The organism is Chloroflexota bacterium (assembly GCA_016235055.1).
Taxonomy (GTDB): domain Bacteria; phylum Chloroflexota; class Anaerolineae; order JACRMK01; family JACRMK01; genus JACRMK01.
In genome coordinates this window covers 109,733-121,690 of the sequence record JACRMK010000061.1, presented here as the reverse complement: position 1 = coordinate 121,690, position 11,958 = coordinate 109,733, and the positions used below count along the sequence as shown (strand labels likewise).

Annotated in this window: 10 protein-coding genes and 1 pseudogene; all 11 read left to right on the top strand. The window is 65.8% G+C overall.

Going from position 1 to position 11,958, the window contains the following annotated elements; genetic code table 11:
• The first annotated feature begins 22 nt into the window (after nt 1-22).
• Nucleotides 23-2,083: pseudogene (locus HZB53_16030) on the top strand (dehydrogenase).
• Nucleotides 2,068-2,370: a DUF4258 domain-containing protein gene (locus tag HZB53_16025; protein ID MBI5879156.1), complete on the top strand. Its 303-nt coding sequence runs from the start codon at nt 2,068-2,070 to the stop codon at nt 2,368-2,370. Before HZB53_16030 ends, HZB53_16025 begins: the two are co-directional and overlap by 16 nt.
• Nucleotide 2,371: 1 nt before the next feature.
• Nucleotides 2,372-2,587 carry a DUF2283 domain-containing protein gene (locus HZB53_16020; GenBank protein ID MBI5879155.1) on the top strand — a complete coding sequence of 72 codons (216 nt, stop codon included), beginning with the start codon at nt 2,372-2,374 and terminating at the stop codon, nt 2,585-2,587.
• Between the two features lie 300 nt (nt 2,588-2,887).
• Nucleotides 2,888-4,234, top strand: coding sequence for an aminopeptidase P family protein (locus HZB53_16015; GenBank protein ID MBI5879154.1), 1,347 nt, complete (start codon nt 2,888-2,890; stop codon nt 4,232-4,234).
• Between the two features lie 11 nt (nt 4,235-4,245).
• Nucleotides 4,246-5,535, top strand: coding sequence for a 2-oxo acid dehydrogenase subunit E2 (locus HZB53_16010; GenBank protein ID MBI5879153.1), 1,290 nt, complete (start codon nt 4,246-4,248; stop codon nt 5,533-5,535).
• A 334-nt stretch (nt 5,536-5,869) separates the two neighbouring features.
• Nucleotides 5,870-7,009 carry an ABC transporter substrate-binding protein gene (locus HZB53_16005; GenBank protein ID MBI5879152.1) on the top strand — a complete coding sequence of 380 codons (1,140 nt, stop codon included), beginning with the start codon at nt 5,870-5,872 and terminating at the stop codon, nt 7,007-7,009.
• An 83-nt stretch (nt 7,010-7,092) separates the two neighbouring features.
• Nucleotides 7,093-7,857 (top strand): ABC transporter ATP-binding protein, encoded by a 765-nt coding sequence (locus tag HZB53_16000; protein ID MBI5879151.1) that lies wholly within the window; start codon nt 7,093-7,095, stop codon nt 7,855-7,857.
• A 12-nt stretch (nt 7,858-7,869) separates the two neighbouring features.
• Complete coding sequence (locus tag HZB53_15995) at nt 7,870-8,703, top strand: ABC transporter permease (GenBank protein MBI5879150.1); 834 nt, start codon at nt 7,870-7,872, stop codon at nt 8,701-8,703.
• Between the two features lies 1 nt (nt 8,704).
• The gene (locus HZB53_15990) at nt 8,705-9,535 is read left to right on the top strand and encodes an ABC transporter permease (protein MBI5879149.1); all 831 of its coding nucleotides are present in this window, start codon (nt 8,705-8,707) and stop codon (nt 9,533-9,535) included.
• A gap of 9 nt (nt 9,536-9,544) precedes the next feature.
• Complete coding sequence (locus tag HZB53_15985) at nt 9,545-10,711, top strand: aminopeptidase P family protein (GenBank protein MBI5879148.1); 1,167 nt, start codon at nt 9,545-9,547, stop codon at nt 10,709-10,711.
• Nucleotides 10,712-10,795: 84 nt separating this feature from the next.
• Nucleotides 10,796-11,875, top strand: a complete 1,080-nt coding sequence (locus tag HZB53_15980; GenBank protein ID MBI5879147.1) for a prolyl oligopeptidase family serine peptidase — start codon at nt 10,796-10,798, stop codon at nt 11,873-11,875.
• Nucleotides 11,876-11,958: the final 83 nt, after the last annotated feature.

Genomic DNA, 11,958 nt, shown 5'->3' with positions numbered 1-11,958 from the left:
TGACAAGCAACCAGGTGTGCCTATGACTTCATCAGCACCCGCCGTTCCGGCGTCGCCCGTCGATGTCGAGCAGGTCCTTCACATGTACGCGCAAATGGCGCGCATCCGCGCGTTCGAGGAGAAGGTCAACGAGTTCTACACGCACGCGCAGATGCCCGGCCTCGCGCACCTGTACATCGGCGAGGAGGCGGTCGCCGTCGGCGTCTGCGAGGCGCTGCGCCGCGACGATTACATCACGAGCACGCATCGCGGCCACGGCCACTGCCTGGCCAAAGGCGCCGCGCCCGACCGGATGTTTGCCGAACTGCTCGGCAAGGAAGCGGGCTACTGCCGCGGCAAGGGCGGCTCGATGCACATCGCCGACCAGGACACCGGCAACCTCGGCGCGAACGCGATCGTCGGCGGCAGCCAGGGGCTGGCGACCGGCGCGGCGCTGGCGGCCAAGCGGCTCGGCAACGGGCGCGTGGCGGTCTGCTTCTTCGGCGACGGCGCGCTGGGCCAGGGCCTGCTCTACGAAGCGATGAACATGGCGCAGTTGTGGAAGTTGCCGGTGATCTACGTCTGCGAGGACAACCTCTACAACGAGTACACGCACCGCCGCGAGACGGCGGCCGGCGAACTGATGGCGCGCGCGGCGGCGTTCGGCATCCATGCCGAAGAGGTGGACGGGCAGGATGTGCGCACGGTGTACGGGGCGGCCGGGCGGCTGGTCGAGCGCGCGCGGCGCGGCGAGGGGCCGGCGTTCCTGCTCTGCCACACCTACCGTTATCACGGCCACCACGTCGGCGACATCAACCGCGCCTACTACCGCTCGAAAGACGAAGAGACGCAGTGGCGGACCGAGCGCGACCCGCTGCAGACGCTGGCCGACTGGCTGATCGGCGCGGGCCTGACCGACCGGGGCGTGCTGGAGCGCATCGAGTCCGATGTGCACGCGGAGATCGAGGCGGGCGCGGAGTTTGCGCTGAACGCGCCGTTCCCCGACGTGCGCGAGGTGACGCAGGACGTGTACGCGTAGCGCGTAGGGGCGCATTGCATGCGCCCAGCGGGCACGCGGCAGCGTGCCCCTACGGACAACGAATCAAGCGAGACCATCATGCCAGAACGTGAACTGACATACGGCGAGGCGATCCGCGAGGCGCTGGCCGAGGAAATGCGGCGCGACTCGACCGTGTTCATCATGGGCGAGGACGTGGCCGAGGCGGGCACGCCGTTCAAGGTGCTATCCGGGCTCGTTGAGGAGTTCGGCCCCGAGCGCGTGCTCGACACGCCGATCTCCGAGGCAGGTATCACCGGCCTCGGCGTCGGCGCGGCGATGACCGGTCTGCGGCCGGTCGTGGACATCATGTTCGGCGACTTCATCACGCTGACGATGGATCAGATGGTCAATCAGGCGGCGAAGATCCACTATATGTCGGGCGGCAAGCTCAAGGTGCCGCTGGTCATGCGCACGACGCTCGGCGCGACGCGCCGCTCGGCCGCGCAGCACTCGCAGTCGCTGCACGCCTGGTTCAGCCACGTGCCGGGGCTGAAGGTCGTGCTGCCGTCCACCCCATACGATGCCAAGGGGCTGCTCAAGACCGCGATCCGCGACGACAACCCGGTGGCGTTCTTCGAAGACAAGATGATGTACAAACTGAAAGGCCCGGTACCGGCCGGCGACTACACGATCCCGTTCGGCGTGGCCGACATCAAGCGCGCCGGCGACGACATCACGCTGGTCGCAACGAGCAGCATGGTGCACGTCGCGCTCGGCGCGGCCGAGATGCTGGCGACGCTCGGCATCAGCGCGGAGGTGATCGACCCGCGCACGCTCTTCCCGCTCGACAAGCAGGCGCTGATCGACTCGGCGAAGAAGACGTCGCGCGCGCTGGTCATCGACGAGGGCTACGAGCGCTACGGCGCGACGGCCGAGCTCGCCTCGATCATCGCCGACGGCGCGTTCTACTATCTCGACGCGCCGGTCAAGCGCATCGGCGCGATGGACGTGCCGGTGCCGTTCTCGCCGCCGCTGGAGGACGCGACGGTGCCGACCGAGCAAGCCGTGTTTGAAATGGCGAAGACGCTGTGCGGAAGGGCATGATACATTTAAGCGACGCCGATTTCCATCCGCATATTACGGCGCGTATGGCGCAACGCGGTATCACGCGCGCCGAGGTGGAGCGCGCGATCAACGAGGGCTGGGACGCTGACGACGTCAAGCCCGGCATGATCGGCAAGGTGATTGTTCTGTCGTTCAACGCCGACTGGGAGAACAGATTATACGCCGAAAAAGAAGTGTCGGTATGCTTCAAGCGGGTGGAAGATCAGATTGTGTTACTGACCGCTAAAGCGCGTTACGGTGGGCAGTTTCCGCGAAAGGGTGCATGACATGAAAATCGAATACGATAGCCGGCGCGACCTGCTTTACATCTGGTTCGCAGAGCCGGGCACACGGGCGGCGCGCACGGAAACGGTCTCACCCGGCGTGCACGCGGACTTCGACGGACAGGAGAAGTTGGTTGGCATCGAGGTGCTGGATGCGTCAGACACATTGGGGCGCACCATGCGGGTGGAGTTCGATTTGGCTGCAAGTGTTCCGGCATAGGCGACCGCACACCGGTGTGTGAGATGGTCAACGCCTGTTGCGGGCAGGCGCAGACGACGCCGTTCTCGCCGCCGCTGGAGGACGCGACGGTGCCGACCGAGCAAGCCGTGTTTGAAATGGCGAAGACGCTGTGCGGAAGGGCGTAAGCACGCGCCTCAGATTGTTATGCATGCCCTGTGCCCGCCGCAAAGCGGCGGACGGCGGCGAAGCCGCCGTGCATAGGACATGGATGACAAACACGTAATGTCTGGCGCTCTGTTCCATGCTGCAGGGCTTTGAAACGACCGTAAAGGGGAGAATATGACCATCAAAACCTACGGCACGATGGCCGTTGACTGGGAACAGCGGATCGACTTCGACCGCCTGCGCCGCGAGCGGCTGCAGCGCGTGCGCGACCTGTTGAAGAAATCGGACATGGGCGCGCTGCTCTGCTTCGATATGAACAACGTACGCTACATCACCGCCACGCACATCGGCACCTGGGCGCAGGACAAGATCAGCCGCTTCACGCTGCTGCCGCAGGACGACGAGCCGATCCTGTGGGACTTCGGCTCGGCGGCGCGCCACCACCAGTTGTATTCGCCGTGGATGGGCGAGCGCTCGCGCGCGGGCATCCCGCTGCTGCGCGGCGCGATGTCGCCGGAGATGGGCCGCGCCGAAAACGTAGCGCGCAAGATACGCGTCGAACTCGAAGCGCGCGGCCTGATGCACGAGGCGCTCGGCGTCGACGTCCTCGAGATCCCGATCCTGCGTGCGCTGGAAGCCGAAGGCATCAAGATCGTCGACGGCCAACAGATCATGTCCGACGCGCGCGAGATCAAGACCGTGGACGAGATCGCCCTGCTGACGCACGCCGCCGCCCAGGTGGACGCCGCGTACGACGAGCTCTACAGGGCCATGGTGCCCGGCATGCGCGAGAACGAGGCGGTCGGGCTGGTCAGCAAGGTGCTGTACGACCTCGGCTCCGAGTACGTCGAGTCGGTCAACGCCATCAGCGGCGAGCGCTGCAACCCGCACCCGCACGTCTTCTCGGACCGCATGTTGCGCCCCGGCGACCCGGTCTACTACGACATCCTGCAGTCGTACATGGGCTACCGCACCTGCTACTACCGCACGTTCGTCATCGGCTATTCGTCGCCGGCCATGGTGGACGCCTACAAGCGCTGCCGCGACTACCTCGACGCGGCGATCGAACTGGTGCGGCCCGGCCGCACGACCGGCGAAATCGCGGCCGTCTGGCCGAAGGCGCAAGAGTTCGGCTTCAAGGACGAGGAAGCGGCGTTCGCGCTGCAGTACGGGCACGGTGTCGGCCTCGCGATCTGGGAGAAGCCGGTCATCAGCCGCCTCGTCTCGCTCGACTCGCCGCACGAGATCAAGCCCGGCATGGTCTTTGCGCTGGAGACATTCTGGCCGTCGAGCGACGGCTGGAGCGCCGCGCGCATCGAGGAAGAGATCGTCGTCACCGAGAAGGGACACGAGATCATCACGCGCTTCCCGGCCAACGAACTAATGGTCGCCGGGCATCACTACTATACCGCGACCGGCCCGCTGGCGACGACCCGCACGCACGAACCGGAGCCGAGCGCGACCGTCATGAACATGGTCGCCGCCGTAACGCGCAGCGCGCGCGTCGAAGCGATCTCCTGAGGCGTACGCACATGCCGACGAACGTCATCATGCCCGCGCTCGAAATGGCGCAGGATACCGGCAAGCTGATCGCGTGGCGCAAGCGCGAGGGCGAAGCGGTGAGCAAGGGCGAGCCGCTGATGGAGATCGAGACCGACAAGGTCACGGTCGAGATCGAGGCGCCGGCGACGGGAACCTTGAGTGCGGTGCGCGCGCACGCCGGCGACGTCGTGCCGGTCGGCCAGACGATCGCACTGATCCTCGCGCCCGGCGAAAAAGGGCCGACCGCGCCTGCCGCCAAAGCGCCCGCCGCGCCGCTGGACGTGACGCCGTTGGCGCGCCGCGTGGCGGAAGAGCATGGCGTCGATCTGGCGAGCGTAAAGGCGATCGGACCTCGCATCGAGAAGTCCGATGTGTTGACGTTTGTCGAAAGCCAGAAGTTCCCAACGGCGACTGCGCCGGTTGCCTCGTCGGATGGTGCGCAGTTACTGCCCGCTTCGCCCAAGGCGCGCCGCCTGGCCGTCGAGCGCGGCGTCGATATCGCGGCGGTGGTGGGCAGCGGTCCCGGCGACGCGGTGCTGGCGGCCGATGTGCCGGCGCTGCCGCCTGCGGTTGCTGTGCAGCCGCAGGCTACCCCGGCCGACGCGCCACTGAGCACAGTCTGGCGCATCATGGCCGAGCGTATGTCAGCCAGTTGGACGCAAGCGCCTCACTTCTATCTAACGCGCGAGGTGCTGGCCAGCGGCCTGATTGACCTGCGCGCGCGCATCGCTCCGGCGGTCGAGAAGCGGTCGGGCGTCAAGCCGACGTACACCGACCTGCTCGTTAAACTGGTCGCGTCCGCTCTGCGCAATCACCCGCGCCTGCACGCAAGCTGGACCGGCAACACCGTGCGCGCCAATGCCGAGATCAACGTCGGCATCGCGACGGCGGTCGAGGACGGCCTCGTCGTGCCGGTGATCCGCCATGCCGACCGGCTGACGATCGGCGAGATCGCGGCGCAGCGGCAGCAGTTGGTGGAGCGCGCCAACGGGCGCAAGCTGCGCCCGGCCGACATCGCCGACGGCACGTTCACGCTCAGCAACCTCGGCATGTACGGCGTGGACGCCTTCAACGCGATCGTCAACCCGCCGCAGGCGGCGATCCTCGCGGTCGGGCGTATCGCCGAGCGGGTGGTGCCGGTGAACGGCCAGCCAGCCGTGCGTCCCGTGATGGTGTTGACGCTGTCGTGCGATCATCGCGTGGTGGACGGCGCGCGCGGCGCGCAGTTCCTCGACGCGTTGGCCGCCTTGATCGAAGAGCCGTGGGGGTTGCTGGCGTAGCGTGGCTTTGATCATGGCGCATCGTGAACCGAGACGTTCACCGAGGAGCGGCCTGATGAAGACCTTCGACTTTGCGAAGGTGCACGGCGAACCGGCTCATGCGGCCTGCTCGGCATCTTCCTGGGCCGCACATAGTTCATCACCGAGGCCGGCAAGGAAGCAATCACGAAGTACCCAATCGAATTGACCGTCGTCAAGCCGCCCCGCCACCCACGGGCGCGGAGTTGAGACTGACAGCCGCAAACGCGAGGAGGTGATGTCCTCCGGAACTGTGCACGTTACAACCGATTCGACCAGCAAGTTCAACGATTCTTCCTTGAGGAGGAGAATGAAAATGCGCTTCACTAAGATCCACTGGCTGATTGTGGCGGCTCTGCTGGCGCTGCTCGTCGCATGTGGCCCGTCCGCCACGCCCGCCCCGACGTCCGCGCCCGCTGCGGCAGCGACGACCGCGCCGGCCGCCCCGACAGCCGCGCCTACCAAGCCGGCGGCCGCCGCGCCGACAACCGCCCCGACGGCCGCGCCCAAGCCGCTCGTCAAACTGAAAGTCGGCGCCGCCGTGTCGCCGCCGAAGCTCGTGCACACGCCGCCCAATATCGCCGTCGCGAAGGGCTTTTTCGCCAAGTACGGGCTCGACGTCGAAGTCATCCCGTTTGAAGGCGGCCAGGCGCTGACGCGCGCCGCGCAAGCGGGCCAACTCGACCTCGGCTCGTGCAGCAACGTGACCGTCTCGCGCGGCCAGAAGTGCCACATCTTCTGGGGCCAGTCGATGGTCTATCCGAACGCGATGATCGTCCAGCCGGAAATCAAGACCATCCAGGACTTGAAGGGCAAGCGCGTGGCGATCGAAGCGCCGGGCGGCAACCCGGAATTGTGGACGCGCCAGATTCTGGGGACGGTCGGCATGACGGGTGATGATGTGAAGTGGGTTATCACGACCACCGCCGGCCAGACCGCCGCGCTGGTCAACGGCCAGGTCGACGCGATCATCGACCACACCGAGAACACGTTCCGCGCGGCGAAGGAGAAGCCGGGCGTGCACGTGCTGGTGCAGTTGGCCGACACATTCCCCAACTCGCAGTTCAACCAGTGGGGCGGCGACGACACGCAGGTCCAGGCACGCCGCGCGGACTTCGTCAACTTCACCGCCGCGCTGATCGAAACCAACCGCTGGATCTACAAGAACAAGGACGAGTTCCTCAAGCTGGCCGCGACGGTGACCAACAACCAGGTCGATTACCTGTCGCCGGCATACGACATCTACGTCCAGCGCTGCATGTGGTCCGTCAACACAGGCATCGTCAAGGCAAAGGTCGATTGGACCAACGAAAACTCGCTGAAGCTGGGCGAAATCGTGGCGGGCAAAGCGCCCAAGTTCGAGGATTTCTACGATCTGACCATCACGAACGAAGCGCTCAAGCTGGTCGGCGGGGCCTGGACCGGCGCCGAGACGCCCGGCAAGTGCACGTACTAAGCATCAGCTAAGCTCGTAGACTGCAGACCCTTCGGGCTGCCCCAACCCGGAGGGTCTGCCGGACTTTCGTTCAGGAGAACGGCATGCCCGCGACCAAGATCGCAATGGAAGGCGCGACCAAGACCTACGTGGAAGGGACCGTCGTCGTTTTTGAGGATCTGAACCTGCAAGTCACGGAGAACGAGGTCTTGACGATCCTCGGGCCGAGCGGCTGCGGCAAGACCACGCTGCTGCGCTGTATTGACGGGCTGATTCCCCTGACGACCGGGCGCATCCTGATCGACGGCGCGGAGGTCAAGCAGCCGCGCCCGGATGTCGCGATGGTCTTCCAGCACTTCGGACTGTTCCCGTGGAAAACCGTGTACGACAACATCGCCTACGGGCTGGCGCTCCAGCGCCGGCCGAAGGGTGAAATCCGCGACACGGTCATGCATTACGTCAAGATGGTCGGCTTGAGCGGTTTCGAGAAAGCCTACCCCTACCAAATGTCGGGCGGCATGCAGCAGCGCGCCGGTCTGGCGCGCGCGCTGGCCGTGAACCCCAAGGTCCTGCTGATGGACGAGCCGTTCGCATCGGTGGACGCGCAGACGCGCGAAATCCTGCAGGAGCAACTGCTCGGCATCCTGGGCCGCGAGCCGAAGACGATCGTGTTCATCACGCACAGCATCGACGAGGCGCTGGCGCTGGGGCACCGCGTCCTGATCCTGACGCCGCGCCCGGCGCGCGTGCGCGAGATCCTTGCCATTGACATCCCCGGCGAACGCACGCTCGACGCGATCAAGACCAGCCACCAGTTTATCGAATTGCGCAGCCACATCTGGAACCAGATGCGGCATGAATTGCATTAGGACGAGGCCCGCATGACTACTGCCCATACAGCGCCGGTGGTTACTTCGGCGCGCCGCAATGAAGCCGCCGCGCGCGTCCAGCGGCGCGAACGGTTGCAGTTGATCGGCCTGCGCGTCGCCGTGTTGCTCGTGCTGGGCGGGGTCTGGGAATATTTCGGCGCGCGCGCCAGCCCGTTGCAGTTTGCGCCCCTCTCGCTGATTGCGCAGTCATTCGGTGTCGCCTTGGGCAGCGGCGAACTGTGGCACTACCTGTCGCTGAGCCTCCAGACCATGCTCATCGGCGCCGTCATCGGCATATCCAGCGGGCTCGGCCTGGGCCTGGTCATGGCGCGCTTCCGACTGGTCGACCTCGCGCTGGACACCTATATTACCGTCCTGTTCTCTCTGCCGATGATCGCCATCGCGCCGCTGATTCAGCGCTGGCTCAACTCGGGCGAACTGACGGGCATCGTGATCGTCATACTCTTCACCTTCTTCCCGATGGTGGTCAACACCTATCAGGGCGTCAAGAACGTGGACGGGCGCTTGATGGAAGTGGCGCGCTCGTTCCGCACGAACGAATGGCAATTGTGGCGCGACGTCGTGCTGCCCGGCGCCTTGCCGTTCATCGCCGCCGGCTTGCGCATTGCGATTCCACGCGCGCTGCTCGCCATGGTCGTCGCCGACCTGTATGCGACGGCCTCGGGGGTCGGCCGCATGATCGCCGTCTACACCAACCGCTATCAGCCGGAAATGGTGTTCGTGCCGGTGCTGACGCTGGCCTTCCTCGGCGTGACGCTGGTGACGCTGTCCAACTGGCTCGAACGCTGGCTGGTGCCGTGGGCCCACGCCCGGAAGGAGGGCTGACATGACCGCCACCGTGCAACCCGCCGCGCGCAAGCTGACGAGCCGCGCGATCGAGGCGCGCCAGCGCCGTAACGCGTCGCTCTACACGCTGGGCGTGCGCGGCGCCTCGCTGGTGATCGTGATTGGCGCCTGGGAGTACTTCGGACGCGGCGTCAATAATCTGACCTTCACCTACCCCTCCGCGGTCATCGCCGCCTTCGGCGTGCTGATCGGCAACGGCGAATTGTGGAAATACCTGTCCGACAGCCTGCAGGTACTCCTGTACGGCCTGTCGATCGGCACGGTCGTCGGCATCCTGCTCGGACTGCTGATGGGGCGCTGGCGGCCGCCGGAAGTCCTGCTGCAGCCGCTGTTGTTCGCTTTCAACTCGATGCCGCTGGTCGCGCTCCTGCCGTTGCTGGTCATGTGGTTCGGCATCGGCGTGCAGGGCAAGGTCGTGGCGGTCTTTCTGTTTACGTTCTTCCCACTGGTCGTCAACTCGTTTCAGGGCGTGAAGAGCGTGGACCCGCGCCTGCTGGAGGTCGCGCGCTCGTTCAACACCCGCGAGCGCCGCCTGTGGAGCGACGTGCTGCTGCCATCGGCCATGCCGTTCATCGTGACCGGTTTCCGGCAGGCGATCAGCCGCGGCATGATCGGCATGGTCGCCGCCGATTTGCAGACCGCGCTGACCGGCATCGGCTACATGATCGTGCGCTACTCGAACAGCTACCAGATGGACAAAACATTCGTGCCCGTGATCACGCTCGCCGTCATCGCGCTGGTGCTGGTGCAAGGCCTGCGCATCGTGGAGCGTCGCTTGCAGCCGTGGACGCAGCCGGACACGGCCGTCTAAGGAGCCGCCATGCCGCAGCCAGTGTTCCCGCGCTTCTCCGAGGCCGAATACCAGCGGCGCCATGCCAATGTGCGCGCGATGCTTGCCCGCGAACGGCTGGACGCGCTGATCATTCACGGCGACTCGTCGCTCAACCGCTTCGGGCAAGCCGACATCCATTACGTCTCGAACTTCCTGGGCAACCGCGACAATCTGGTCGTCTTTCCGCCGGCGCACCCGCCGACGCTGTTCATGCAGTCGCGCAACCACGCGCCCGACGCGCGCCGCGCCTCGATCCTGCCCGATACGCGCTGGGGCGGCCGCGACTCGGCCGAGACGGTGCTGGCGCACCTGCGTGAGATCGGCCTGACGCGCGGCACGCTCGGGGTGGTGGGCAACTTGCCGTATGGCGCGTATGTTGCGCTGGCGCAGGCGCTGCCCGATATGAAGTTCCGCAACGCAACGGCGGCGTTCCGCATGCTGCGCGTGGACAAGAGCGACGAGGAGATCGCTTGGATTCGCCGCGGCGCGGCGTACACGGATGCGATGATGGTCGCGCTGGAGGCGCAGGTGCGGCCCGGCATGCGCGAGGACCAGCTGAGCGCCATCGTCGAGGGCGCGTACATCCACGATGGCGGCCAGCATCACCTGCACTATATCTCGTCCACATCGATGTACGCATCCGATCGCTGCGTGCCGGCGCAGAACCTGAGCGAGCGCGTCGTGCAAAAGGGCGACGTGATTCTGACCGAACTCAGCGCGGCCTATTGGGGCTATTCCGGCCAGATTCTGCGCCCAATCGCCGTCGGTGCGGAGCCAACAGGCGATTACGCCGATCTGTACCGCGTCGCGGAGGAAGCCTACTGGCGCGTCTGCGCGGCGATCAAGCCGGGCGTGACGGCGCTCGACGCGCAGCAGGCCGGCGCCTACATCGACGGCACGCCGTACACGATCCTCGACGGGCTGGTACACGGCTTCTGCGCCGGGCTATTGCCGCCCTCGATCGACACGCCCGCCACCCAGGAAGAACCGCTCAAGCCGTTCGTCTTCCGCAAGAACCAGTGCCTGGTCGTGCAGCCCAACATCGTCACGAAGGACCTGCAGAAGGGCGTGCAACTCGGTAACCTGTGCCTCGTGACGGACAGCGGGCTGGAGACGCTGCAGAAATACCCAAATATGTTTGTGCGCGCAGGCTAGCCGCTGCACGAATCGCCACTCGGCATCATGACGCCATAGACCCTTCGGGTTTTGAAAACCCGAAGGGTCTCAGGACCACCAACCATGCAAATGCACCCCGACCCGCTGATCCAGCAAGTGCTCGACACCTGGATGCCGCGTTTCCTCAACAGCGACATCGCCTATTACGACATCCTGACGACCGTGGCGCGCATGCGCACCTGGGACGACTGGGGTCCGCAGTGGATGCAGACCGCCGCGATGCACGAGCAACTGGCCGAGCAGGCGTGGTCCGCGGGGCGCAAGATCAGCGCGATCAACGCTTTCCAGGTCGCGGCGGGATACTATCACACCGGCTATCACATCTACACGCGCGACATGGCGGTACACGAGCATGGCCTGCGCAAGATGGTCGAGTTGCACGACCGCATGCTGCCGTACATGGAGCCGCCGGTCGAGAAAGTCACTATCCCTTTTGAGAATAGCCATTTCGTCGGCCTGTTCAGCAAGCCACGCGGCGCGACCAAGCCGCCGGTCTGCATCTTCATCCCTGGCCTCGACTCGACCAAGGAGAACCGGCACCGCGGCCGCGCGCCGTACCTGCGGCGCGGCATGGCCGTGCTGACAATTGACGGCCCCGGGCAGGGCGAGGTCAGCCAGTGGCTGACGATTCGCGCCGACTACGAGACCGTGATCGGCGCGGCGATCGACTACCTGGGTGCGCGCGGCGACGTGGACGTGGAGCGCGTTGGCATCAGCGGCGGCAGCCTGGGCGGCTACTACGCGCCGCGCGCTGCCGCCTTCGAGAAGCGCATCAAGGCGTGCATCGGTAATTGTGGGCCGTACGACTGGGCCGAGTGCTTCTGGATCATCCCGCAGGTAACGCGCGAGGCGTTCCAGCACTACACCGGCGCGCAGAGCATGGACGAGGCGTACGAGCGCTCCAAAGCGCTGACGCTGAAAGGCGCCGCCGCGCAGATCGCCTGCCCGCTGCTGATCGTGCACGGCAAGCTCGACCCGCTGATCCCGTGGCAGCAGGGCGAGCGGATCGTGAAGGAAGCGTCGGGCCTCAAGCAGTTCGTGCTGTACGACGAGGGCAACCACGCGCTGAACAACATCTCGTACAAGTCCGGCCCGCGCATGGCGGACTGGATGGCCGAGCAGTTGGGCGGCGTGGTCGCGTAGGGGCGGGCCTGTGACCCGTCCGCGCCGGACAGGTCAAAGACCTGTCCCTACGCCGATGGGTTCGTCGGCGTACCCGTCTATTC

Coding starts and splice junctions, on each gene's coding strand:
- HZB53_16015 (MBI5879154.1), top strand. CDS start 2,888: ATGACCATCAAAACCTACGGCACGATGGCCGTTGACTGGGAACAGCGG.
- HZB53_16005 (MBI5879152.1), top strand. CDS start 5,870: ATGCGCTTCACTAAGATCCACTGGCTGATTGTGGCGGCTCTGCTGGCG.
- HZB53_16000 (MBI5879151.1), top strand. CDS start 7,093: ATGCCCGCGACCAAGATCGCAATGGAAGGCGCGACCAAGACCTACGTG.
- HZB53_16020 (MBI5879155.1), top strand. CDS start 2,372: ATGAAAATCGAATACGATAGCCGGCGCGACCTGCTTTACATCTGGTTC.
- HZB53_15985 (MBI5879148.1), top strand. CDS start 9,545: ATGCCGCAGCCAGTGTTCCCGCGCTTCTCCGAGGCCGAATACCAGCGG.
- HZB53_15990 (MBI5879149.1), top strand. CDS start 8,705: ATGACCGCCACCGTGCAACCCGCCGCGCGCAAGCTGACGAGCCGCGCG.
- HZB53_15995 (MBI5879150.1), top strand. CDS start 7,870: ATGACTACTGCCCATACAGCGCCGGTGGTTACTTCGGCGCGCCGCAAT.
- HZB53_16010 (MBI5879153.1), top strand. CDS start 4,246: ATGCCGACGAACGTCATCATGCCCGCGCTCGAAATGGCGCAGGATACC.
- HZB53_15980 (MBI5879147.1), top strand. CDS start 10,796: ATGCAAATGCACCCCGACCCGCTGATCCAGCAAGTGCTCGACACCTGG.